The sequence below is a fragment of the uncultured Xylophilus sp. genome, from assembly GCA_913776965.1.
Classification (GTDB): Bacteria; Pseudomonadota; Gammaproteobacteria; order Burkholderiales; family Burkholderiaceae_C; genus Xylophilus.
The window spans coordinates 54,641-78,418 of sequence record CAJYQL010000055.1; the positions used below are offsets into that span (position 1 = coordinate 54,641).

22 protein-coding genes are annotated in these 23,778 nt (G+C 72.3%); 13 read left to right on the top strand and 9 right to left on the bottom strand.

Annotated elements, in window-relative coordinates; genetic code table 11:
• Positions 1 to 22: 22 nt before the first annotated feature.
• Both QZ500_RS07935 and QZ500_RS07940 read right to left on the bottom strand, forming a co-directional pair.
• A complete protein-coding gene (locus QZ500_RS07935; RefSeq protein ID WP_295853392.1) occupies positions 23 to 799 on the bottom strand; it encodes an enoyl-CoA hydratase/isomerase family protein in 777 nt (258 codons plus the stop codon).
• Between the two features lie 11 nt (positions 800 to 810).
• Complete coding sequence (locus QZ500_RS07940; RefSeq protein ID WP_295853395.1) at positions 811 to 2,418, bottom strand: carboxyl transferase domain-containing protein; 1,608 nt, start codon at positions 2,416 to 2,418, stop codon at positions 811 to 813.
• Between the two features lie 70 nt (positions 2,419 to 2,488).
• Between QZ500_RS07940 and QZ500_RS07945 the strand changes: the two genes are divergently transcribed.
• Positions 2,489 to 4,177 carry a Na+/H+ antiporter gene (locus QZ500_RS07945; RefSeq protein WP_295853400.1) on the top strand — a complete coding sequence of 563 codons (1,689 nt, stop codon included), beginning with the start codon at positions 2,489 to 2,491 and terminating at the stop codon, positions 4,175 to 4,177.
• 14 nt (positions 4,178 to 4,191) lie between these two features.
• Here the strand turns inward: QZ500_RS07945 and QZ500_RS07950 are convergent, their stop codons facing one another.
• Entirely contained in the window at positions 4,192 to 5,364 is a 1,173-nt protein-coding gene (locus QZ500_RS07950) for an isovaleryl-CoA dehydrogenase (protein WP_295853402.1), read from the bottom strand.
• 105 nt (positions 5,365 to 5,469) lie between these two features.
• Here QZ500_RS07950 and QZ500_RS07955 point away from each other — a divergent pair, with 105 nt between their 5' ends.
• From QZ500_RS07955 to QZ500_RS07965, 3 genes are read left to right on the top strand one after another with little or no spacing between them, the layout of a single operon-like run.
• Positions 5,470 to 6,543 carry an AraC family transcriptional regulator gene (locus QZ500_RS07955; RefSeq protein ID WP_295853405.1) on the top strand — a complete coding sequence of 358 codons (1,074 nt, stop codon included), beginning with the start codon at positions 5,470 to 5,472 and terminating at the stop codon, positions 6,541 to 6,543.
• Complete coding sequence (locus QZ500_RS07960) at positions 6,536 to 8,101, top strand: cryptochrome/photolyase family protein (protein ID WP_295853407.1); 1,566 nt, start codon at positions 6,536 to 6,538, stop codon at positions 8,099 to 8,101. The genes QZ500_RS07955 and QZ500_RS07960 overlap by 8 nt, the downstream gene beginning before the upstream one ends.
• Complete coding sequence (locus QZ500_RS07965) at positions 8,101 to 8,304, top strand: DUF2256 domain-containing protein (RefSeq protein ID WP_295853410.1); 204 nt, start codon at positions 8,101 to 8,103, stop codon at positions 8,302 to 8,304. The genes QZ500_RS07960 and QZ500_RS07965 overlap by 1 nt, the downstream gene beginning before the upstream one ends.
• On the opposite strand, the gene QZ500_RS07970 is transcribed toward QZ500_RS07965, so the two are convergent.
• On the bottom strand, positions 8,276 to 9,220 hold the full coding sequence (locus QZ500_RS07970; protein ID WP_295853412.1) for a LysR family transcriptional regulator: 945 nt from the start codon (positions 9,218 to 9,220) through the stop codon (positions 8,276 to 8,278). The two genes, QZ500_RS07965 and QZ500_RS07970, sit on opposite strands and share 29 nt — an antisense overlap.
• Positions 9,221 to 9,382: 162 nt before the next feature.
• Between QZ500_RS07970 and QZ500_RS07975 the strand changes: the two genes are divergently transcribed.
• Genes QZ500_RS07975 through QZ500_RS07990 form a run of 4 tightly spaced genes read left to right on the top strand, consistent with a single transcriptional unit; the run spans position 9,383 to position 13,413 of the window.
• Positions 9,383 to 10,369 (top strand): tripartite tricarboxylate transporter substrate binding protein, encoded by a 987-nt coding sequence (locus QZ500_RS07975; RefSeq protein ID WP_295853415.1) that lies wholly within the window; start codon positions 9,383 to 9,385, stop codon positions 10,367 to 10,369.
• A 2-nt stretch (positions 10,370 to 10,371) separates the two neighbouring features.
• The gene (locus QZ500_RS07980) at positions 10,372 to 11,664 is read left to right on the top strand and encodes an aconitase/3-isopropylmalate dehydratase large subunit family protein (RefSeq protein ID WP_295853418.1); all 1,293 of its coding nucleotides are present in this window, start codon (positions 10,372 to 10,374) and stop codon (positions 11,662 to 11,664) included.
• Positions 11,661 to 12,173 carry an alpha-IPM isomerase gene (locus QZ500_RS07985; protein ID WP_295853421.1) on the top strand — a complete coding sequence of 171 codons (513 nt, stop codon included), beginning with the start codon at positions 11,661 to 11,663 and terminating at the stop codon, positions 12,171 to 12,173. The genes QZ500_RS07980 and QZ500_RS07985 overlap by 4 nt, the downstream gene beginning before the upstream one ends.
• A gap of 37 nt (positions 12,174 to 12,210) precedes the next feature.
• Positions 12,211 to 13,413, top strand: a complete 1,203-nt coding sequence (locus QZ500_RS07990; protein ID WP_295853424.1) for a pyridoxal phosphate-dependent aminotransferase — start codon at positions 12,211 to 12,213, stop codon at positions 13,411 to 13,413.
• Here the strand turns inward: QZ500_RS07990 and QZ500_RS07995 are convergent.
• From QZ500_RS07995 to QZ500_RS08005, 3 genes are read right to left on the bottom strand one after another with little or no spacing between them, the layout of a single operon-like run.
• Entirely contained in the window at positions 13,410 to 13,937 is a 528-nt protein-coding gene (locus tag QZ500_RS07995) for a TlpA disulfide reductase family protein (protein WP_295853427.1), read from the bottom strand. The genes QZ500_RS07990 and QZ500_RS07995 overlap by 4 nt on opposite strands.
• Positions 13,912 to 16,068 (bottom strand): TonB-dependent receptor, encoded by a 2,157-nt coding sequence (locus tag QZ500_RS08000; RefSeq protein ID WP_295853430.1) that lies wholly within the window; start codon positions 16,066 to 16,068, stop codon positions 13,912 to 13,914. Before QZ500_RS08000 ends, QZ500_RS07995 begins: the two co-directional genes overlap by 26 nt.
• A 20-nt stretch (positions 16,069 to 16,088) precedes the next feature.
• Complete coding sequence (locus tag QZ500_RS08005) at positions 16,089 to 17,399, bottom strand: Nramp family divalent metal transporter (RefSeq protein ID WP_295853459.1); 1,311 nt, start codon at positions 17,397 to 17,399, stop codon at positions 16,089 to 16,091.
• 279 nt (positions 17,400 to 17,678) lie between these two features.
• Here QZ500_RS08005 and mntR point away from each other — a divergent pair, with 279 nt between their 5' ends.
• The 5 genes from mntR to QZ500_RS08030 all read left to right on the top strand — a co-directional run bounded on the left by mntR (position 17,679) and on the right by QZ500_RS08030 (position 21,456).
• Positions 17,679 to 18,149 carry a manganese-binding transcriptional regulator MntR gene (gene mntR, locus QZ500_RS08010; protein WP_295853433.1) on the top strand — a complete coding sequence of 157 codons (471 nt, stop codon included), beginning with the start codon at positions 17,679 to 17,681 and terminating at the stop codon, positions 18,147 to 18,149.
• Positions 18,150 to 18,214: 65 nt separating this feature from the next.
• Positions 18,215 to 19,672 carry an MFS transporter gene (locus QZ500_RS08015; protein WP_295853436.1) on the top strand — a complete coding sequence of 486 codons (1,458 nt, stop codon included), beginning with the start codon at positions 18,215 to 18,217 and terminating at the stop codon, positions 19,670 to 19,672.
• 77 nt (positions 19,673 to 19,749) lie between these two features.
• Complete coding sequence (gcvH, locus tag QZ500_RS08020; protein WP_295853440.1) at positions 19,750 to 20,121, top strand: glycine cleavage system protein GcvH; 372 nt, start codon at positions 19,750 to 19,752, stop codon at positions 20,119 to 20,121.
• A gap of 23 nt (positions 20,122 to 20,144) precedes the next feature.
• Entirely contained in the window at positions 20,145 to 20,942 is a 798-nt protein-coding gene (gene xth, locus QZ500_RS08025) for an exodeoxyribonuclease III (RefSeq protein ID WP_295853443.1), read from the top strand.
• Positions 20,943 to 21,027: 85 nt separating this feature from the next.
• A complete protein-coding gene (locus QZ500_RS08030) occupies positions 21,028 to 21,456 on the top strand; it encodes a DUF2141 domain-containing protein (RefSeq protein WP_295853448.1) in 429 nt (142 codons plus the stop codon).
• A 110-nt stretch (positions 21,457 to 21,566) separates the two neighbouring features.
• Here QZ500_RS08030 and thiD read toward each other — a convergent pair whose 3' ends face one another.
• Both thiD and QZ500_RS08040 read right to left on the bottom strand, forming a co-directional pair.
• Entirely contained in the window at positions 21,567 to 23,153 is a 1,587-nt protein-coding gene (gene thiD / locus QZ500_RS08035) for a bifunctional hydroxymethylpyrimidine kinase/phosphomethylpyrimidine kinase (protein ID WP_295853451.1), read from the bottom strand.
• A partial coding sequence (locus QZ500_RS08040; protein WP_295853454.1) for a thiazole synthase occupies positions 23,150 to 23,778 on the bottom strand: 629 nt, incomplete at its 5' end. The genes thiD and QZ500_RS08040, both read right to left, overlap by 4 nt.

Consider the following 23,778-nt stretch of genomic DNA (forward strand, 5'->3'; position numbering starts at 1 on the left):
AGGTGCCGGGGCGGCCGTCGGGTCAGCCGAGCCAGGACGGCTTGCGCTTCTGCAGGAACGCCTGCACGCCTTCGCGGCCCTCGTCGCTGGCACGAATGTCGGCGATGCCCTCGACGGTGTGCGCGACCAGCGCGTCGTCCACCGGTCGGCCGGCCACGTCGGCGATCAGCCGCTTGCAGGCGCCGACCGCGGCCGGGCTCGCGCCGGTCAGCGCCCGCAGCCAGCCGTCGACCGTCGCGTCCAGGGCATCGGCGGCGACCACCGCATGGACGAAGCCGATGCGGTGCGCCTCGGCCGCGTCGAAGCGCTCGGCGGTCAGGAAGTAGCGCTGCGCCGCGCGGGTGCCCATCGCGCGCAGCACGTAGGGGCTGATCGTGGCGGGCACCAGGCCGATCTTCACCTCGCTCAGGCAGAAGCCGGCGGTGTCGGCGGCCACCGCGATGTCGCAGGCCGCGACCAGACCCATGCCGCCGGCATACACGTCGCCCTGCACCCGGGCGATGGTCGGCTTCGGGCATTCGGCAATCGTGCGCAGCATGGCGGCGAGCTTGCCGGCATCGGCCAGGTTCTCGTCGCGGCTGTAGCCGGCCATGCGGCGCATCCAGTGGAGGTCGGCGCCGGCGCAGAAGGCGGGGCCTTCGGCAGCGAGCACGATGGCGCGCACGCCGGGCTCGGCGCCCAGGTCGCGGAAGGCGTCGTCGAGGTCGGCGATCAGCGTGTCGTCGAAGGCGTTGCGGACCTCGGGGCGGCACAGGGTGACGGTGGCGACGGAGCCGGCGCGGGCGATGCGGATGTTCATGGACCGTGCCCTCACATCCGGAACACGCCGAACTTCGGTTCGGGGATCGGCGCATGCCGCGCCGCGGCCAGGCCCAGGGCCAGCACGCGCCGGGTGTCGGCGGGGTCGATCACGCCGTCGTCCCACAGCCGGGCGGTGGCGTAGTAGGGATGGCCCTGCTCCTCATACTGGCGGCGCAGCGGCGCCTTGAAGGCCTCTTCCTCCTCGGCGCTCCACTGGCCGCCCTGGGCCTCGATGCCGTCGCGCTTGACAGTCGCCAGCACGCTGGCGGCCTGCTCGCCGCCCATCACGCTGATCCGCGCGTTGGGCCACATCCAGAGGAAGCGCGGGCTGTACGCCCGGCCGCACATGCCGTAGTTGCCGGCACCGAAGCTGCCGCCGATGATGACGGTGAACTTCGGCACGTTGGCCGTCGCCACCGCCGTCACCATCTTGGCGCCGTGGCGGGCGATGCCCTCGTTCTCGTACTTGCGGCCGACCATGAAGCCGGTGATGTTCTGCAGGAAGACGAGCGGAATCCTGCGCTGGCAGCACAGCTCGATGAAGTGCGCGCCCTTCTGCGCCGATTCGGAGAACAGGATGCCGTTGTTGGCGACGATCCCGACCGGCATGCCTTCGATGGACGCGAAGCCGCAGACCAGCGTGGCGCCGAAGCGGGCCTTGAACTCGCGGAACACGCTGCCGTCGACGATCCGGGCGATCACCTCGCGCACGTCGAACGGCTTGCGGGTATCGACCGGGATCACGCCGTACAGCTCGTCCGCTCCGAAAAGAGGAGCATCCGGCGCAGGTCCGGCGGGCGCTGGAGGCGGATTTGCGTTCAAATTCGCGACCGCCTGCCGCGCCAGGGCCAGCGCATGCAGGTCGTTCTGCGCCAGGTGGTCGGCGACGCCCGAGAGGCGGGTGTGCACGTCGCCGCCGCCCAGGTCCTCGGCGGTGACGACCTCGCCGGTGGCGGCCTTCACCAGCGGCGGGCCGCCCAGGAAGATGGTGCCCTGGTCCTTCACGATGATCGATTCGTCGCTCATCGCCGGCACATAGGCGCCGCCCGCGGTGCAACTGCCCATCACCACCGCGATCTGCGCGATGCCCTGCGCGCTCATCTGCGCCTGGTTGTAGAAGATGCGGCCGAAGTGGTCGCGGTCGGGGAACACCTCGTCCTGGTTCGGCAGGTTGGCGCCGCCGGAGTCCACCAGGTAGATGCAGGGCAGGCGGTTCTGCTCGGCGATCTCCTGCGCGCGCAGGTGCTTCTTGACCGTCATCGGGTAATAGGTGCCGCCCTTGACCGTTGCGTCGTTGCAGACGATCACGCAGTCCACCCCGCTGACCCGGCCGATGCCGGCGATCAGGCCGGCGCCGGGTGCCGCGTCGCCGTACATGCCGTGGGCCGCGAGCGGCGCGAGTTCCAGGAACGGCGTGCCCAGGTCGAGCAGCCGGTGCACCCGCTCGCGCGGCAGCAGCTTGCCGCGGCCGGTGTGCTTGGCGCGCGCGGCTTCGCCGCCGCCCTTGGCGACGCGCGCCACCCGGGCGTGCAGGTCGTCGACCAGCGCGCGCATCGCGGCGGCGTTGGCCTGGAAGTCGGCCGAACGGGGGTTGAGTCGGCTGGTCAATGGGGACATCGGTCGTTTCCTTGTCTTGTTACCGCGGCTTGCCGCGCCGCCGGCACCGGGCGCCCAGAATGGGCCGCCGATGCATACCGTCGAAATCGTCCTGCTGCTGCTGATGCTCGGTGCCGTCTCGGGCCTGGCGGCGCGCTGGCTGCGCGCGGTGCCGCTGCCGCTGCTGCAGGTCGCGCTGGGCGCGGCACTGTCCTGGCCCGACGCCGGGCTGCACGTGCGCTTCGACCCGGAACTGTTCCTGCTGCTGTTCATCCCGCCGCTGCTGTTCGCCGACGGCTGGCGCATCCCGAAGCGCGAGTTCTTCGCGCTGCGCCGGCCGATCCTGACGCTGGCGCTCGGGCTGGTGGCGTTCACCGTGCTCGGCCTGGGCTGGTTCATGCACTGGATGATTCCGGGCCTGCCGCTGACCGTCGCCTTCGCGCTGGCCGCGGTGCTGTCGCCGACCGACGCGGTCGCAGTCGGGGCGATCACCCGCCGGCTCGGCATGCCCGAGCAGACGATGCACATCCTGGAAGGCGAGTCGCTGCTGAACGACGCCTCGGGCCTGGTGGCACTGAAGTTCGCCGTCGCCGCGACGCTGACCGGCGCGTTCTCCTGGGCCGAGGCCGGCCGCAGCTTCGTGTGGATCGCCGCCGGCGGCGTGGCGGTCGGCGCGGCGGCCGGCTGGGGCTTCGCCGCGGCACGGGCGGCGATCACCCGCCGCATCGGCGACGACGCCGCCACGCAGACGGTGCTGCTGCTGTTGCTGCTGCCGTTCGCCGCCTACCTGCTCGGCGAGCACCTGGGCGTCTCGGGCATCCTGGCCGCGGTGGCGGCCGGCATCGCGACCAACTTCGCCGACCTGGAGCGCAGCGAATTCGTGGACGAGCGGCTGCAGGCGCACGGCGCCTGGGCGATGGTCGAGTCGGCCTTCAACGGCGCGATCTTCCTGCTGCTGGGCTTGCAGTTGCCGGGCATCCTGGTCGGCGGCCTGACGCAGGGGCCCTACGTCTGGTGGGAACTGGTCGGCTACGTGCTCGCGATCACCGCGGCGCTGGTGCTGCTGCGCGGCCTCTGGCTGGTGCTGGGCGTGCGCCGCGCACTGGCTGCGGCCCGGCTGCACGGCCGGCCGGCCGCACCGCCCACGCCCCGGCTGCTGGCCGCCACGGCGCTGGCCGGCATCCGCGGCGCGATCACGCTGGCCGGCGCCTTGTCGGTGCCGCTGCTGCTGCCCGACGGCAGCCCGTTCCCGGCCCGCGAACTGCTGATCTTCCTGTCGATGGGCGTGATCCTGGCCACGCTGGTGGCCGGCAGCATCGGCCTGCCGCTGTTGCTGCGCGGCCTGCCGCAGGCCGCCGAGCCGCCGCATGCGCGGGAAGAGCGGCTCGCCCGCATCGTCGCCTGCGAGGCTGCGATCGCGGCCCTCGCCGCCGCCGACGGCAGCGCCGGCGGCGATGCGGCCGGGCAGGCGCTGCGGGAGGAATCCAGCGGCCGGGTGGCGCGCGGCTACCGCCGCCGGATCGAGACGCTGGAGGACGACACCGACGACGGCGCCGAAGGCGCGGCCGAGGAACGCGCCGCCCGCCGCCGCGGCCACGTGATCGAGCTGGAACTGCGGCTCGCGGGCCTGCACGCCGAACGCGGTGCGCTCTACCGGCTGCGCCGTGCCCACCGCATCAACGACGACACGCTGCGCGCGCTGGTGCAGGAAGTGGACCTGTCGGAGGTCTCCCTGCGCCAGCGGCTGGAGGCCGCGCGCCGCGCGGTGGCCCGCGGATGAGGCCGGGCCGCGGGTCACGCCGTCTCGGCGAACAGTTCGCGGCCGACCAGCATGCGGCGGATCTCGCTGGTGCCGGCACCGATCTCGTAGAGCTTGGCGTCGCGCCACAGGCGCTCCACCGGGAAGTCCTTGGTGTAGCCGACGCCGCCCAGCGCCTGGATCGCCTCGCCGGCCATCCAGGTCGCCTTCTCGGCCGAGTACAGGATCGCGCCGGCCGCGTCCTTGCGCAGCGTGCGCGCATGGTCGCCGCGGTCGCAGGCCTTGCCGACCGCATACACGTAGGCGCGGGTCGCCTGCCAGGTGGTGTAGAGGTCGGCGAGCTTGCCCTGCATCAGCTGGAATTCGCCGATCGGCTGGCCGAACTGCCGGCGCTCGTGGACATAGGGCAGCACCGCGTCCATGCAGGCCGCCATGATGCCCAGCGGCCCGCCCGACAGCACCGCGCGTTCGTAGTCGAGCCCGCTCATCAACACCCGCACGCCGTTGCCCTCGCCGCCCAGCACGTTCTCCTCGGGCACCTCGCAGTTGTCGAAGTACAGCGGATAGGTGTTGCTGCCGCGCATGCCGAGCTTGTCGAGCTTGGTGCCGGCGGAGAAACCCTGGAAGCCCTTCTCGACGATGAAGGCGGTCATGCCCCTGGCGCCGGCCGCGGGGTCGGTCTTGCCGTAGATCACCAGCGTGTCGGCGTCGCCGCCGTTGGTGATCCACATCTTGCCCCCGTTGAGCACGTAGCGGTCGCCCCGCTTCTCGGCGCGCAGCTGCATGCTGACCACGTCGGAGCCGGCGCCGGGCTCGCTCATCGCCAGTGCGCCCACATGCTCGCCGCTGACCAGCTTCGGCAGGTACTTCGCCTTCTGCGCGGCCGTGCCGTTGCGGTGGATCTGGTTGACGCACAGGTTGGAATGCGCGCCGTACGACAGCCCCACCGAGGCCGATGCGCGCGATACCTCTTCCAGCGCCACCATGTGCGCCAGGTAGCCGAGCTGGGTGCCGCCGTATTCCTCCGACACGGTCATGCCGTGCAGGCCGAGGTCGCCGAGCTTCTTCCACAGGTCGGCGGGAAACAGGTTGTCGCGATCGATCGCGGCGGCGCGCGGTGCAATCTCGCTCTCGGCGAACTGGCGCACCGCGTCGCGCAGGGAGTCGATGGTGTCGCCCAGGTCGAAATCGAGGCCAGGAAGCTGCATGGTGGTTGTCTCCTTGGAGCGGCGCCGGGGCCGCGGGTCGTGGGGCCGAGCGTACGCCCGCACCCTGCCCATTTGCCGCCACAATGGTTGCAGATCGCGCCAGCCATGTCCATCCGGCTTCCTTCCCCTCCCGCCGCACCGCCCGTCGCCGCCGACCGCCGGGCAGCCACGCCGATCGCCTTCGTGCAGGCGATCGTCGCCGCCTTTGCACGCTATGGACAGGACCCGGGCGAGGCGCTGCGCCAGGCACGGATCGCGCCGCAGCAGCTGGCCGATCCGGCCGCGCGTGTCACCGCCGCGCAGTTCGAGGCCTTCTCCGGCGCCGCGATGCAGCAGCTCGACGACGAGGCCCCCGGCTGGTTCGCGCGGCGCCTGCCCTGGGGCAGCTACGGCCTGCTCTGCCGGGCGTCGGTCACCGCGCCCACGCTCGGCGTGGCGCTGCAGCGCTGGTGCCGCCACCACGGCCTCCTGACCGACGACGTGCGGCTGGTGCTCGACCGCGGCCCCGCCGGCGCGGTGCTGCGGATCGAGGAACACCGCGCGCTCGGCACCTTCCGCGAGTTCTGCCTGGTCACGCTGCTGCGCTACCTGCACGGCTTCGCCTGCTGGGCCACCGATTCGCGCATCGCTTTGCGCGAAGTGGCGTTTCCGTTCGCCGCCCCCGCCCATGCGGACGTGTACCCGCTGCTGTTTCCCGGCCCGGTGCGGTTCGGCGCGGCCTGCGCGACACTGGCGTTCGATGCGCCCTACCTCGCGCTGCCGCTGGTGCGCGACGAGGCCGCGACCCGCGCGATGCTGCAGCGCGCCCTGCCGCTGACGGTGCGCCAGTACCGGCGCGACCGGCTGCTGGTGGACCGGGTGCGCGAGCTGCTGCGCCAGCATCCGCAGGACGCCGCCCGGGCCGACGCGGTGGCCGCGCGGCTGCACATGTCCGCCCGCACTCTGCACCGCCAATTGCACGAGGAAGGCGCCTCGCTGCAGGACCTGAAGGACGCGGTGCGCCGTGAGATGGCGATCGACCTGCTGCGCCGCACCCGCCGGCCGATCAAGCAGGTCGCGCTGGCGGTGGGTTTTCGCAACGACAAGAGTTTCGCCCGCGCATTCCGCGGCTGGACCGGCACCGGCCCGGGCGCCTTCCGCGACGGCGCAACCGCATCTTCCGGAGATTCCGATGACTGACCGTATCCGCCATCTCGTGCTGGTGCTGGGCGACCAGCTCGACCTGCAGGCCGCCGCCTTCGACGGTTTCGATTCGACGCAGGACGCGGTCTGGATGGCCGAGGTGGCGGAGGAATCGACCCAGGTCTGGTCGGCCAAGCCGCGGATCGCGATCTTCTTGGCGGCGATGCGGCATTTCGCGGCGGCGCTGCAGGCCGCCGGCCGGCCGCTGCACTACCGCCGGCTCGACGACGAGGACAACCGCGGCCGCCTGGCCGATGAGCTCGGCGCCACCATCGGACGGCTGCGTCCCGCCGGCTTGGTGATGACCGCGCCGGGCGACTGGCGGGTGCTGCAGGCGCTGCGGGCGGTGGCAGAAGCGCACGGCCTGCCGCTGGAGGTGCGCCCCGACCGCCACTTCTTCGCCACCGTGCAGCAGTTCGCCGAGCATGCGCGCGGCCGCACCACGGTGCGCATGGAATTCTTCTACCGCGCACTGCGCCGGCAGCACGGCATCCTGATGGAGGCCGACGGCGAGCCTGCCGGCGGCAGCTGGAACTTCGACGCCGAGAACCGCGGCAGCTTCGGCGCCCGCGGTCCCCAGGGCACGCCGGCGCCGCGACGCTTCGCGCCCGACGCCCGCACGCAGGAGGTGATCGACCTGGTGAACACCCGGTTCGCGGACCACCCCGGCACGCTCGACGACTTCGACTGGCCGGTCACGCCCGAGGACGCCCGCGCCGCGCTGGCCGACTTCGTGCGGCACCGGCTGCCGCTGTTCGGCCGCTACCAGGACGCCATGTGGCCCGGCGAGCCCTGGCTGTTCCATGCGCGCATCTCGGCGGCGCTCAACCTCAAGCTGCTGGACCCGCGCGAGGCCGTCTCCGCCGCCGAGGACGCGTGGCGCGCCGGCCGGGTGCCGCTCGCCGCGGCCGAAGGCTTCATCCGCCAGATCCTGGGCTGGCGCGAGTACGTGCGCGGCGTCTACTGGACGCAGATGCCGCGCTATGCCGAGCGCAATGCGCTGCGCGCCCGCGGCGCCCTGCCCGACTGGTACTGGACCGGCGAGGTCGAGATGGCCTGCCTGCGCGACGCGATCGGCCAGACGCTGCGCTACGGCTATGCCCACCACATCCAGCGGCTGATGGTCACCGGCCTCTATGCGCTGCTGCTCGGCGTCGAGCCGCGGCAGGTCCACCAGTGGTACCTGGCGGTGTACGTCGATGCGGTGGAGTGGGTGGAACTGCCCAACACCGTCGGCATGTCGCAGTACGCCGACGGCGGCCTGATGGCAAGCAAGCCCTATGTCGCCAGCGGGCGGTACATCCAGCGAATGGGCGCAGGCCTGTGCCGCGGCTGCCGTTTCGACCCGGGCCGGCGCACCGGCGACGACGCCTGCCCGTTCACCGTGCTGTACTGGGACTTCCTGGACCGCCACGCGGAGCGCCTCGGGCATAACGGCCGCATGGTCCATGCGCTGTCCGCGCTCTCGAAGATCGACCCCGACGAGCGCCGCACGATCGCCCGGCAGGCACGCCGCCTGCGCCAGCAGGGCGCGCCTGAGAAGAAGGAGCCGTGATGCCCGACACCCCCCGTCCGCCCGGCTTCAAGGGCAACAAATCCTTCCTGCCGCAGAAGCCCTGCGCCACCTGCGGCCGCCCGATGACCTGGCGCAAGCGCTGGGCCAAGAACTGGGACGAGGTGCGCTACTGCAGCGACGCCTGCCGCAAGGCGAAGCCCGGAGGCACCGCCGCTAGGGCGCGTTCGCAGCGACCAGCGTGACGCCCGGCGGCAGCGGCCGGGACCGCAGGTCGGCCAGCAGGATGTCGAGCAGGCGTTGCGCGCTCGGCGCGAGTGCACGCAGCCGGCGGGTGATCACGCAGATCTCGCGCGACAGCGCCGGCTCATGCAGTTCGCGGAACACCAGGTCCGGATCGTGCCGGCCGCGCAACGCCATCGCCGGCACCACCGAATACTGCAGGCCCATGCCCAGCACCGCGAACAGCGAGGTGGTGCTCGCCACCTCGTCGTGCGTGCCGCCGAGCACCGGCCAGGTGGCTGCATGGCGCTGCAGGAACTGGCCGATGCCGGTGTCGGCGCTGAAAGCCACGTAGTCCTCCGGCGTCAGGTCGGACCAGCGCAGCGGACGGTCGCACTGCGCCAGCGGCAGATCGCGGTGGCAGACCACGCCGTACCGGTCCGCGACCAGCGGCGTGTAGTGCAGCCCCTCGAACCCCCGGTGGCGGCTCTCGATCGCGAAGTCGACCTCGCCCTCCAGCACCATCCGCTCGACCTGCGCCGCCGCCGGGTCGCGCAGCGCTATCGTGATCTGCGGAAAACTCGCGCGGAACACCGGGATCGCCGGGATCAGGAACTCGTGGATCACCGAGGCGGCCGCGCCGATCGAAATGTGGCCGCGCTGGCCCTGCCCCAGCGCCATCAGGTCGCCGATGGCACTGTCGAAGCCGTTCACCACCCGCTGCGCTTCCGCCCGGAAGGCTTCGGCGTGGCGGGTCAGCACCACCCGGCGGGTGGTGCGGTCGAACATCTTCACGCCGACCGCGTCCTCGAACTGCTGGATGGTGGCGGTCAGGCTGGACTGCGTCATGAACAGGCGCGACGCCGCGACGGTGAACGAGCCGGTGTCGGCCAGGGTGACGAAGCAGCGCAGCTGCTTCAGGGTGACGTTGTGCCGCATGAACGAACCGGTCGGAAAAGGAAGCGTCGCATTTTTCGGATTCCACGATCAATGAGCCGATTTATCTGGATTGTGCTCAACAAAGCCGCTTCCTAGAATTTTTTCCAGCGCTGCTCGCGCTCCGTGGATTCCCTCCTCCCTTCCTCCGACCGACACCCTGCCATGAAGCTTCTGAAGCGCGCAAGCGCCACCCTCCTCGCCTGCCTGGCCGGCGCGCTGGCCCCTGCGGCCCAGGCGCAGGATGCCGCTGCCTATCCCACGCGCGCAGTGCGCATCGTGGTGCCGTTCGCCGCCGGCGGTTCGACCGACGTGGTCGCGCGCATCCTGGCGGACAAGCTGTCGGTCGAATACAAGCAGCCGTTCGTGGTGGAGAACCGTGCCGGCGCCGGCGGCAACATCGGCGCCGAAGCGGTGGCCAAAGCCGCGCCCGACGGCTACACGCTGCTGATGGGGGCGACCGGCATCCTGGCGGTCAACGAGCAGCTCTACAAGAACCTGAGCTACAGCCCGTCGCGCGACCTGGCGCCGGTGAGCTACACCTCGCTGATCTCCAACATCCTGGTGGTGGCGCCGTCTCTGCCGGTGCGCACGCCCGCCGAGCTGGTGGCGATGGCCAAGGCGCAGCCGGGTACGCTGAGCTTCGCATCCTCCGGCGCCGGCAGCTCGACCCACCTGTCGGGCGAAATGTTCAAGTCGCTGGCCGGGGTGGACATCATGCACGTGCCCTATCGCGGCAGCACCCAGGCGCTGACCGACGTGATCGCCGGCCAGGTGACCATGCTGTTCGACAACGCGCCGTCGTCGATCGGCTTCGTGCAGTCGGGCAAGCTGCGCGCGCTGGCGGTCACCGGCCGCAAGCGCCTGCCCAACCTGCCCGACGTGCCGACCCTGGACGAAGCCGGCATCACCGGCTACGAATCGCTGTCGTGGAGCGGCATCGTCGCGCCGGCGGCCACGCCGCGCGCGGTGGTGGACAAGCTGAGCGCCTCGATCGACCGGATCCTGAAGACCGACGAGGTGCGCCAGAAATTCGCCGCGCTCGGCGTGGAGCCGGTCGGCGGCGCACCGGACGTCTTCGCCCGGCACATCCGCGGCGAATCCGAGAAATGGGGCCGGCTGGTGCGGACTGCGAAGATCTCGCTCGACTGACGATGGCGCATCCTTCCCCCGGCCGGACGCTCGCCGAGCACCTGTTGTCGCGCGCCGCCGGCCGGCCGGTGCGCGCCGGCGAACTGGCCGTCTGCACGGTCGATGCCGCCATGGGTACCGACGGCTCGATCCCGATGGCGCTCGACTATTTCCGCCAGATGCAGCCGCACGCCGATGCGCCGCTTCCGCCGCCGGCGGAGCCCGCACGGCTGGTATTCGCGATGGACCATTACGGCGCCGCGTCCGGTCCGCGGGCGCTCGCGCTGCAGCAGATCGCACGCGACTATGCGCAGCGCCACAGCATCGCGGTGTTCGAGGTCGGCGAAGGCATCGGCCACCAGCTGATGCTGGAGCGCGGCCGGGTGCGGCCCGGCACGCTCGTCGTCGGTGCGGACTCGCATGCGGTCAGCTACGGTGCGCTGAATGCGTTCGGCACCGGCATCGGCTCGTCCGATCTGGCGGGCGTGCTGCAGTGCAACCAGGTATGGCTGCAGGTGCCGGCGTCGGTCCGTGTCGTGCTGCGCGGCGCATTCGCCGCGGGCGTGTCGGCCAAGGACTTGGCGCTGCACCTGGCCCGCCGTCTGGGCGCGGGCGGCGCCAACGGCCAGGCGCTGGAATTTGCCGGCCCGGCGCTCGCCGCCCTCGATATCGACGACCGGATCGTGCTGGCCAACATGTCGGTGGAGATGGGCGCCAAGGCCGGCCTGTTCCCGTTCGACGACGTCACCGCGGCCTACCTGGCCGGACGGATCGACGGTGCCGCCGTGCCGGCGGATGCCGATCCCGACGCCGCCTACGCGCGCACGATCGAAGTCGACCTGGCCGCCGTCGTGCCGCAAGTCGCGCTGCCGCACCGGGTGGACCAGGTGGTCGACCTGGCCGCAGCACCCGCTACGCCGGTCGACATGGTCTATCTCGGCACCTGCACCGGCGGCCGCACCAAGGACTACCGCGAGGCCCTTGCCGTACTGCAGGCCGGCGGCGGCGTCGCGCCCGGCGTGCGGCTGCTCGTCACGCCCGCCTCGGAAGCGGTACGCGTCGACATGGTGGCCGAGGGGCTGATGGATGCCTTCGCACGGCTCGGCGCGGAGATCCAGCCGCCCGGCTGCGGCTCCTGCTGCGGTACCTGCGGCCCGGTGCCGACCGACGGCGAACGGGTCGTCTCGACCGCCAACCGCAACTTCCGGGGCCGCATGGGCAACCGGGAGGCGCAGATCTACCTGGCGTCGCCCCGTGCCTGTGCCGCCGCGGCGGTGGCCGGCCGGCTGGTCGATCCGCGGGCGGTCGCCGCATGAGCACCGCCCCGATCCACGGCCGCGCCCGGGTGCTGGGCGACGACGTCAACACCGACTACCTGATCTCCTCGAGCCGCAAGAAGGAGAGCCTGGACCCGCAGGTGCTGCGCCGCTACCTGCTGGAAGACCTGGACCCGGCCTTCGCGGCCAGCGTGCGGCCCGGCGACCTCCTGGTGGCCGGTGACAACTTCGGCTGCGGCTCGGCGATGGAGGTGGCCGTGTCGGTGGTGATCGGCGCCGGCATCCGTGCGGTGGTGGCGCGCGGCTTCTCGCGCACCTACGCCCGCAACGCGGTCAACAACGGCCTGCTGCTGGTCACGGCCGACACCCGCGGCATCGCCGAGGGCGACCCGCTGGCGATCCGGCTCGACGGCGGTCGGCCCACGGTGACCGTCGGTCCGCCGCCCGGGCGGGTCCTGCAGGGCGCGCCGATCTCCGACTTCGTGCTGGCGCTCCGCGCCGAAGGCGGACTGGTGCCCTACCTGCGCCGCCACCGCCGGCTTGCCTGACAGCCCATCCGCTTCCTGTCTTTTTCCGAAAGTACCCATGCGCCTCATCGCTTCCCGCCTCGAGCGGATCCAGCCCTCCCCCAGCTCCATGGCCGGCCAGCGCGCCCGCGAACTGCGGGCCCAGGGGCGCGACATCGTCGGGCTCACCTCGGGCGAGCCCGACTTCGACACGCCCGCCCATATCTGCGAGGCCGCGACGCGTGCGATGTCCGCCTCGAAGACCAAGTACACCGACGTGGGCGGCACCACGGAACTGCGGGCCGCCATCGCCGACAAGTTCCGCCGGGAGAACGGCCTCGACTACCAGCCGGGCGAGATCATCGTCGGCACCGGCGGCAAGCAGGTGATCTTCAACGCCTTCATGTGCACCGTGGAGGCCGGCGACGAGGTGATCGTGCCGGCGCCCTACTGGGTGTCCTATCCGGACATCGTGCGGCTGGCCGGCGGCACGCCGGTGTTCGTCGACTGCCCGGCGGCGCACGGCTTCAAGCTGCAGCCCGAGGACCTGGAGCGCGCGATCACGCCGCACACCCGCTGGCTGGTGCTGAATGCGCCCAACAACCCGAGCGGCGCGGTCTACACGCGGGCGGAACTGCAGGCCCTGGCCGAGGTGCTGCTGCGCCATCCGCAGGTCTGGGTGCTGACGGACGACATGTACGAGCACCTGCTGTTCGACGGCCGCAGTTTCTGCACCATTGCCCAGGCGGCCCCGGCGCTGCAGGACCGCACGCTGACGGTCAACGGCGTGTCGAAGGCTTACGCGATGACCGGCTGGCGCATCGGCTACGGCGCGGGTCCGTCGGTGCTGATCAAGGCGATGACCAAGCTGCAGTCGCAGAGCACCTCCAACCCGTCGTCGATCAGCCAGGCTGCGGCGCTGGAGGCGCTGACCGGCCCGCAGGACTTCATCGCCCGGAACTGCGCGGTCTACCAGGCGCGGCGGGACATGGTGGTCGACCGGCTCAACCGCATCCCCGGCATCACCTGCCACCGGCCGGAAGGCGCCTTCTACGTCTTTCCGTCCTGCGCCGCGCTGATGGGACGCTCGACGCCCGACGGCCGGGTGCTGACCACCGACGACACCTTCGTGATGTATTTGCTCGAATCGCAGGACCTGGCGCTGCTGCAGGGTGCGGCCTACGGCGTGTCGCCGTATTTCCGGATTTCGTTCGCCACCTCGACGGAAAAACTGCAGGAGGGCCTGCGGCGCCTGCAGGTGGCCTGCGAGGCCCTGCGCTAGGGCGCGCCGCAGGCAGCCTGCCACTGCGCCAGATCGGACGGCGCCAGTGCGGCCGGCCGCGCTGCGCACAGGCGGCCGTCGCGCACCACCAGATTGAACGGCAACGCGCCGCTGCGGTGGCCGGCCCGCCGCATCAGTGCCGCGATGGACGTACCGCCCCGCACCGCCGGCAGCGCGATACCCCGCTCCGCCAGGAACCGCCGCGCGTCCTGCGGCGCGTCGGTCGCGACGAGCAGCACGGTCCACTGCGGATGGTCGAGGGCGAAGCGTTGCAGCAGCGGCAGTTCGGCCACGCACGGCGGGCAATCGCGGCCCCAGACGTTGACCAGCACCGGCCCGCGGAAATCGGCCGGGCCGAGGAAGCGGTCGCCCTCCAGCGTGGGCAGGCGGAAGTCGAACGCGGCCGGCTCCGCGGCGCTGCCGGCGGCGCCGGCGAACGCCGCCGACAGCGCCACGGCCAGTGCGAGCAGCGATGCGGCGCCGACGCGCCGCCCGCGTTCAGAAGGACATCTTGGCGCCCGCATACACGTAACGGCCACGGCCCGGCCCCCAGAGATGGGTCACGTCGTAGCCGCCCTGCGGATCGACCCAGAGCGGGCTCTCCTTGCGGCTCTGGCGGACGTCGAAGAGGTTGTCGGCCCCGACGAACAGCGACAGGTTCCGGTGCACCGCGTACTGCAGGCGCGCGTCGACGGTCGCGAAGGTCGGGCTCTTGCCGCGCTTGGGCGTGCCGTCGAAGTTGAAGCGGTTCTGGCTCCCGGAGCCGTCGTCGTGGAAGCGGTTCAGGTCCATCGGCCCGGTGACCACCAGCTTGGCGGTGAATTCCCACGGGCCGCGGTCGTAGTCCACGCTCGCGAAGAGCCGCGCCCGGGGCCGCGCGAAGATCAGTGTGCCCGGCGGGAAGGCGTAGCGGTAGAGCTCGCCACCAGCCGACAGCGCCAGCGCCGGCGTGAACAGGTAGGACGCGTTGATGTCCACGCCCTGCACCGTGACCGGCCGGGCGGCGCTCGTGAACAGCGTGACCGGCGCACCGGCCCCATCGAGGTGGTTCGGATCGAGCAGCGCGAAGTTCCGGATGCGGTTGAAGGTGTACGACCCGGTCACCGCCAGCCGCTCGTCGGCGTGGCTGAGCGCATAGCCCAGGTTGTGCGACACCTCCGGCTTCGTGATGCGCCGGTCGATCCGCACCGTGTCGAGGATGCCGTGGTCCTGCTCGAAGAAGCTCGTCGGCGCGCGGAAGCCCTTGCCGACCGAGATGCGGCTGGAGAGCGCCTCGGTGTGGTGGTAGAGCAGGTTGAGCCGCGGCGACGCGATGCCGCCGTAGACGTTGTGCCGGTCGTAGCGCACCGAGCCGTTGAGCTCGACCGTGTCGTCCCGGAAGGTGCGGTAGCCCTGCAGGAAGACCGCCGGCACCCGGTAGGTGTAGTTGTCGATGCCCTGGGTCGGCATGCCGGCGGCGGTCACGCCGCGGCTGCGCAGATCCTCGTAGCGGTAGTTGGTGCCGGCCGTGACCAGCCACTGCGCCACCGGCAGCTGGTAGCTGGCCTCGCCGTAGACCTGCGACTGCCGCGCGTCGTAGTCGGAGAACTCGTAGAAGCTGTCCTGCGCGTGCCGGGCCGCGCCGAAGGCGAGCCGCAGCTTGCCGGGGCCGGTGGCGCGTTCGCCGGAGGTCACGACCTGCTGGCGCCGGGTGTGGATGTATTCTGAGAAGCCGCGCCGGCCGAGCCGGTACGGCAGGAAGGCACCGTCGGCCGGCCGCAGCCAGCCGTCCGCGCGCGGCGAGCCGTGCGGGCCCGCCCGGAAATCGAACGGCGACCCGCTGCCGTCGGCCTTGACCGCGCCCGGATCGCGGTAGGTGCCGAGCGCGCCGCCGCCGCGCTTCTCGTCGACCAGATCGAGCCGGCCGCGCAGTCGGAAGCCGCCCGCGTCGTCCACGAACCAGCCGAGCCCGGCGATACGGCGGTCGAAGCCGGTGTACTCCGAGATGCCGTCGCCGTTGCCGTCCACCGCGTCGTGGCGGTTGACATTCGCCGACGCGGTGACTGCGCCGCCGTCGAGCGGCTTCGCGAGGTACAGGTCGGCCTGCCGCGAGCCGTACTGCCCGACCTGCGTGCGCAGCTGCGCCTCCGGCAGCGTCGGCCGCTTGGAGACGATGTTGACCGTGCCGGCCAGCGCCTCGGGCGCGATCAGGCTGGCGCCGGCGCCGCGGGCGATGTCGATCCGCTCCAGTCCGTAGGTGCTGACGCTGTCGAGCCCGTAGGCCGACGACACCGACGAGTAGATCGGGATGCCGTCGATCAGCAGCGTGGTGTAGCGGCCCGGCAGGTTGTTGAGCAGCACGTTGCGCACGTTGCAGATGGAGCACTCCACCTGCACCGCGATGCCGGGGTTCTTGTCCACTGCCTCATTGACGTTGGTGGCGCCGGAGCGCTCGATCGCGCGGGCGCCGATCGACTCGGTCCTGACCAGCTCGTCGCGCAGCGCACCGGCGCGCATCGTGCCCTGGTTGCTGCGGCTCTCGATCGTCACTGCACGCAGCGCGCGTTCGGGCGGCTCCGCCTCGACCAGGGGCTGTGCCTGCGACGGCGCAAGAGCGAACGGCAGCAGGGCGAACGGGAGCAGGGAGCGCGCGGGTAGGCGAAGGCGATGCGGCATGGCGTCTTTCGGTGGGCGGATCAGCCGCCGAGGAAGGTGTCGTGGAGCAACTTCAGGTTGAGCGCCACGATCAGCCCGCTGATCGCCCAGGCCACCGCCGCGAGCGTGCGGCCGGCGACGAGGCCGCCCATCAGCCGTTGGTCGGTCACGAAGCCCACCAGCGGTATCACCGCGAAGGGCAGCTGCATCGACAGCACCACCTGGCTGAACACCAGCAGCTTGGCGGTGCCCTGCGCGCCGTAGAGGCCGGTGACGACGACCACCGGCACGATCGCGATGCCGCGGGTCAGCAGCCGGCGCGCCCAGTCGGGCAGGCGGATGCGCAGGAAACCCTCCGTCACGATCTGCCCTGCGAGCGTGGCGGTGACGGTCGAGTTGATGCCCGAAGCCAGCAGTGCCACCGCGAACAGCGTGGAGGCGATGCCGACGCCCAGCATCGGCGACAGCAGTTCGTGGGCCTGCTCGATCTCCTGCACGTCGGTGCGGCCGGCGGCATGGAAAACAGTGGCGGCGGTGATCAGGATCGCCGCGTTGACGAACAGCGCCAGCATCAGTGCGATGGTGCTGTCGGTCACTGCCCAGCGCAGCGCGACGCGGCGGCCGGCGTCGGTGCGCGGATAGGCGCGGGTCTGCACGATGGACGAATGCAGGTACAGGTTGTGCGGCATGACCGTTGCACCGATGATGCCGATCGCGAGATAGAGCGCAGCCGGGTTCGTGACCACCTCGGCCCGCGGCAGGAAGCCGCCGAGCACCGCCTGCAGCGGCGGCGCGGCCAATACCATCTGGACCGCGAAGCAGACGAAGATCAGCGACAGCAGCGCGATCACGAACGCTTCCAGCGCCCGGAACCCGCGCCGCATCAGCAGCAGCACCAGGAACACGTCGAGCGCGGTGAGCACCGCGCCCCAGACCAGCGGGATGCCGAACAGCAGGTTGAGCGCGATCGCGGTGCCGATCACCTCGGCCAAGTCGCACGCGATGATCGCCACCTCGCAGGCGGCCCACAGCAGCAGGTTGACCGGCCGCGAGAAGCGCGCCCGGCAGGCCTGCGCCAGATCCAGCCCGGTCGCGATGCCGAGCCGCGCGGCGAGCGCCTGCAGCACGATCGCCATCAGGTTCGACAGCAGGATCACCAACAGCAGCAGGTAGCCGAACTGCGAGCCGCCGGCGATGTCGGTGGCCCAGTTGCCGGGGTCCATGTAGCCGACCGACACCATGTAGCCCGGCCCGAGGAAGGCGAGGAAGCGGCGCAGCCAGTGTCCGCCGGACGGCACGGCAACGCTGGCGTTCATCTCGCCCAGGCTGGCGGGGACGTCGTCCGGAGACAGGCCGACAGTTGCGCGGTCGCGCGGAGCGGGAACCAGGGGTGCGGCCAGAGTGGCCGAGGCGCTGCCGAGGGGTGCCAATCGAATCTCCGCGGCGCGATGCCGTAGGTGTAGCCGGGGCTGTCAAATATAGCCCAGGCTATGAATTGAAGCACAGGCCATGTGTCCGGATGTCACGGGCCGCTTCGCCGAGAATGCGTCCATCGCCCGACCGGACGGCCTGCCCGCCCTGTACGCACGACCGGACCGTTCGGATGCGACCGAGCGTCGCACGCCACCACCATGCCGCAGAAAAAGAAGACCCCCGCCGCCGCCCCTGCCCCCTCCGGACTCGTCGCGGCGACGCTGCACATGGAAAGCTTCCGCCAGGTGCGCGAGGCGCGGCGCCAGGAACGGGTGGACGACTATGTCGAGCTGATCGCCGACCTGATTCGGGAAGACGGCGAGGCCCGACAGGTCGAGATCGCCGCCCGCTTCGGCGTGGCCCAGCCGACGGTCGCCAAGATGCTGACGCGGCTGGCCGAGGCCGGCTTGGTGGTGCGGCGCCCGTACCGCGGCGTATTTTTGACCGAGGCCGGCCAGGCACTGGCCGATGCCAGCCGCGCGCGCCACCGCATCGTCGAGGACCTGCTGCTCGCGCTCGGCGTCGATGCCGATGCCGCGCGGCGCGACGCCGAAGGCATCGAGCACCACGTCAGCAGCGCGACGCTCGACGCCTTCGCCCGCTTTCTGGCCGACCGCCGAGCGGGCTGACGCGACCCGCGGTGCGCTGCACCGATGCTCACACGCCCGGCCGCGGACGCTCCGCAGAATCGGGCATGACGCCGCCCGCTCCGCTGCCGCTGCTTCCCCCCGACGCACCTTCGATCGCCGACCGGCTCGACCGCCTGCCGTGGTCGCGCTGGCACTGGCGGGTGGTGATCGCGCTCGGCATCGCCTGGGTGCTCGACGGGCTGGAGGTGACGCTGGTCGGCTCGCTCGGCTCGGTGCTGGAGCGCGGCGACACGCTGGCGCTCACTGCCACGCAGGTGGGCGCGGCGGGCTCGATCTACATCGCCGGGGCGGTCGTGGGCGCGCTGCTGTTCGGCCGGCTGGCCGACCGGCTCGGCCGCAAGAAGCTGTTCCTGCTGACGCTCGTGCTCTACACCGCCGCGACCTTCGCCACCGCGTTCTCGCCGGGGTTTGCCTTCTTTGCAGTCTGCCGCTTCTTCACCGGCCTGGGCATCGGCGGCGAGTACGCAGCGATCAATTCGGCGATCGATGAACTGGTGCCGGCGCGGGTGCGCGGCCGGGTCAGCCTCGCGATCAACGGCAGCTTCTGGCTGGGGGCGGCCCTCGGCGCAGGCCTGGCGCTGCTGCTGCTCGACCCGCGGGTGCTCGGCCCGGTCTGGGGCTGGCGTGCCGGCTTCGGACTGGGCGGCGTGCTGGCGGTGGCGATCCTGCTGGTGCGGCGCGACGTGCCGGAAAGCCCGCGCTGGCTGGCCGCCCACGGCCGGGCCGACGAGGCCGAACGGGTGCTGGCGCGGATCGAGGCGACCGTGGCGGCCGAGCACGGCCCGCTGCCGGCGCCCGCCGCGACGGCCGCGGTGCCGCCGCCGCACGGCGTGCCCACGCTGCGGGCGGTGGCGGGCGTGCTGCTGCACCGCATGCGCCGGCGCAGCGCCGTGGCACTCGCGCTGATGGTGTCGCAGGCCTTCTTCTACAACGCAATCTTCTTCACCTACGCGCTGGTGCTGACCCGCTTCTACGGCGTGCCGGAAAGCCGCGTCGCGCTCTACATCTTCCCGTTCGCGCTCGGCAACGTGCTGGGGCCGCTGCTGCTCGGGCCGCTGTTCGACAGCTGGGGCCGGCGCCGCATGATCGGCCTGACCTACGGGCTGTCGGGCGTGGCGCTCGCAGCCACGGGCGCGGCCTTTCTCGGCGGCGGGCTGGATGCGCGCGGCCAGGCGCTGGCCTGGTCGGCGGTGTTCTTTCTGGCCTCGGCGGCGGCGAGTTCGGCCTACCTCACGGTGAGCGAGGTGTTTCCGCTGGAGATGCGGGCGCTGGCGATCTCGCTCTTCTACGCAGTGGGCACCGGGGCCGGCGGCTTCGCGGCGCCCTGGATCTTCGGTGCGCTGATCGAGAGCGGCAGCCGCGGCGCGGTCGCAGCCGGCTACGGCGTCGGGGCTGCGATGGTGATCGCCGCCGGCATCGTCGCCTGGCGCTACGGCGTGGATGCCGAGCGCCGCTCGCTGGAGGAGATCGCCGCGATGCACGACGGCCCGCCTGTCCGCTGAGCCGCGGTCGCGCAGGCCGGTCCGCCGGCCGCTACGATCCAGACCCTTTTTCGTCCATTGCTGCAGGAACCTTTTTCATGAGCCTCAAGTTCTCCCGCGACCACCAGTGGATCGCCGTGCCCGAGGGCGGCGTCGCCCGCGTCGGCATCACCACCCATGCCCAGGACACGCTCGGCGACATCGTGTTCGTCGAGCTGCCGGCGGTCGGCACCGTGTTCGCGCAGGGCGCGGTGGCCGGCGTGGTCGAGTCGGTGAAGACCGCCGCCGACGTGTTCATGCCGGTGGCCGGCGAGATCGTGGAGGTGAACGAAGCGCTGCGGGCCGACCCGTCGCTGGCCAACCGCGACCCGCAGGGCGACGGCTGGTTCTTTGCCGTGCGGCCGAGCGACCCGGCCGAGCGCGACGCGCTGCTCGACGAGGCCGACTACCTCGCCACCGCGGCCGACTGAGCGCCGCAACTCCACGCCACTCCATGCGCATTGCCACCTTCAACGTCAACAGCATCAAGGCGCGCCTGCCGGCGCTGCTGCAGTGGCTCGAGGAAACCCGCCCCGACGTCGCCTGCCTGCAGGAGTTGAAATGCCTGGACGCGGACTTTCCCGCGGCGGCGCTGGAAGCGGCCGGCTACGGCGCGATCTGGCAGGGCCAGAAGTCCTGGAACGGCGTGGCGATCCTGGCGCGCGACACCGCGCCGGTCGAGGTGCGCCGCGGCCTGCCGGGCGATGCCGAAGACACCCAGAGCCGCTACCTGGAGGCCGCGGTGGACGGCGTGCTCGTCGCGTGCCTGTACCTGCCCAACGGCAATCCGGCGCCCGGACCGAAGTTCGACTACAAGCTCGGCTGGATGACGCGGCTGGCGCGTCACGTCGCGCCGCTGCTCGCGCAGCCGGCGCCGGTGGTGCTGGCCGGCGACTGGAACGTGATCCCGACCGAGGCCGACGTGTACAAGCCGGCATCCTGGGTCGGCGACGCACTGTTCCGCCCGGAGCCGCGCGCCGCCTTCGCCGCCCTGGTGGAGGCCGGCTGGACCGATGCGCTGCGCCACCTGCACCCCGACGCGACGATCTATACCTTCTGGGACTACATGCGCCAGCGGTGGCAGCGCGACGCCGGCCTGCGCATCGACCACCTGCTGCTCAACCCCGCAGCGGCGCGGCGGCTGCAGGCGGCCGGCGTGGACCGGGAGGTGCGCGGCCGCGAGCGGCCGAGCGACCACGCGCCGACCTGGGTGGAACTGTCGGCCGCTGCCGCAGAATCGCGGTCGCGCTGACCCCTATCGCGCACGGCGCCACGCCGTGTCGGCCGCGCCAGGCCCTGCTTCCGTCCCCGTCGTCTTCTTCCCGGTACCACGCCCGATGCACCCGATCCGCCGTCTCCGCACCTGTTGTCTTGCCCTGGCGGCTGCCGCCGGCGTCTCGGCCCATGCCCTGGACCTGACCGTCGTCTTCGAGGGCGCCGGTCTGCAGGAAGGCCGGGTGCAGACCGCGCTGTACGACGGCACGACGCCGTGGCTGAAGGACAAGCCGCTGCGCTCTGCGACGGTCTCGGCGGACGCCGACGGCCGCGCCACTGCCGTGTTCCGCGGCCTGCCGCCCGGCCGCTACGGCCTGTCGGCCTTCCACGATGCCGACGCCGACGGCCGCTTCGGCACCTACCCCCTCGGCATCCCGCGTGAGGCCTACGGCTTCAGCCGCGACGCCCGTGGCCTGATGGGCCCGCCATCCTTCGACGACGCGGCGCTCGACCTGCGGGCGGACCAGACGATCACGGTGCGGCTGAAATGACGGTGGCGGCGTGGCGCTGCGTCCTCCCGCAACCGCGTTGCGTGGACGATTGCTCCTGAATCGATAGCTGCCTGCGCACGCCCCGCCTGCGTAGAAGGCACTTTTTCTCCTCAAAGCGGCCGCAGCGACGGCAGCGGCCAGTCCACGGCAGCCGATGGCGGTGCTGCTGTCGCGCCGGCCTCCACCGCCGCGCGGAACCCGGGCACCGTCGCCGCCGAATCGTCCCCCAGCCCGCGCACCACGCAGACCGCGTCGGCGCCGCAGCCGGCCACGGCGGCGGCCTGCTCCGGTGCCAGGATGCCGCCGATCGCCGCGACCGGCGCACCGGCCATGCGGCACCACCAGGCCAGGTTGTGCAGGCCCTGCGGCCGCCAAGGCATCGCCTTGGTCGTCGTCGGCCAGACCGGGCCGCAGGCGATGTAGCGCGGCGCCAGGCTGCGCGCCCGCGCCAGCTCCCAGAGGCTGTGCGAGCTGATGCCGAGCGCCGGCGCGCCGGGCGCGCGCAGCGCCTCGCGGTCCGCCTCGCCGAGCGCGAGCACGTCCTCCTGCCCCAGGTGCAGGCCCGTCGCGCCGCAGGCGCGCGCCAGCGCATGGTGGTCATTGACGAAGAGTTGCGCACCGGCCGCGCGGCAGTCGGCGACCGCCTGTCCGACCTCCGCCCGCAGTGCAGCGTGCCAGGCGGCATCGGGCGCCTCGGGCGTCTTGATGCGCAGTTGCAGGGTGCGTACGCCGGTGGCCAGCAGCGCGGCGATGCGGGCGGCGCTGTCGGCGATGGCGTAGAGCCCGAGCGGCGCCGATGCCGCCTGCGCAACGCCGAAGGGCGCGAACCGGGGCGCCTCGCCCCAGGACAGCTGCGGCATCAGCGACGGGTCGGCGGCGAAGCCGGCGCGGGCCTTGACCGGGCCGGCGCCCTGCCCGGCCGCATGGCCGTGGCGCAGCGCCGCGGTCGCGGCCATCTTGCCGAGCACCGCGGCGTCGGCCGCGACGAAGCCGCGCGCCATCGCGGCGGCGGCCGCAGCGGCGAAGGTGCAGCCGGTCGCATGGGTGTGGGGCGTGTCGATGCGCGGCAGCGCCAGCCAGCCGGCGGCGTGCGGCGTGTCGATCCAGTCGCGCGCCAGGCCGTCGCCGGTGCGATCGTCGCCGCCGGTGACCACCACCGCCGCGGCGCCGGCATCGCGCAGCGCGCGGGCGAGCGTGGGGCTGTCGGTGTTCTCGTCCAGGCCGGTCAGGCGCAGCGCCTCGCGGCGGTTGGGCGTGAGTAGGGTGGCGCGCGGCAGCAGCCAGCGGCGGTAGGCGCCGACGACCCTGTCGTCGGCGAAGCTCGCGCCCGAGGTGGCGCCCAGCACCGGGTCCACCACCAGCGGCAACGGCCCGGCGTTGCGCAGCCGGTCGATGGCGCGGGCCACCGCCTCGATCTGCGCCACGCCGCCGAGCAGCCCGGTCTTCACCGCGGCGGGCGGCATGTCGTGTTCCAGCGCGGCGATCTGCGCCTCGATCACCGCCGGCGCCAGCGGCTCGACGTGCGGCACCGCGACCGAGTTCTGCGCCGTGACCGCCGCGACCACGGTGCACAGGTGCACGCCGCAGGCGTCGGCCGCGCGCTGGTCGGCGGCGATGCCGGCGCCGCCGCCGCTGTCGGTGCCGGCGATGGTCCAGACGACGAGCGGCGGCGTGGAGGATGCGGACGGGCCGGTCATGGCGCACCGCCGATCAGGAACGGCTCGCCGCCGGTCGGCGTGGTGGCAGTCGCGAAGTCCTGCGGTGCCATCGTGCCCGCCTGCCAGGCGGCCCGGCCGGCCGCGACCGCATGGTGGAAGGCCCAAGCCATGCCGACCGGGTCGCGCGCCTGGGCGACCGCGCTGTTGAGCAGCACCGCGTCGTAGCCCATCTCCAGCGCGCGCGCCGCATGCGACGGCGCGCCGAGGCCGGCGTCGACGATCAGCAGCGCGTCGGGCAGCCGCTCGCGCAGCGTGCGCAGGGCCCAGGGGTTGAGCAGCCCCTGGCCGGAGCCGATCGGCGCGCCCCAGGGCATCAGCACCGCGCAGCCGGCATCGAGCAGCCGGCGGCAGGTGACCAGGTCGTCGGTGCAGTACGGCCAGACGGTGAAGCCGTCGCGCACCAGCGTCGTGGCGGCGGCGACCAGCTCGACCGGGTCGGGCTGCAGGGTGTGTTCGTCGCCGACGACTTCCAGCTTGATCCAGTTGGTGCCGTACAGCTCGCGGGCCATCCGGGCGAGCTGCACCGCGTCGCGGGCGCTGCGGCAGCCCGCGGTGTTGGGCAGCAGCCGTGCGCCGACCGCCTGCGCGGCGGCCTGCACGCCGC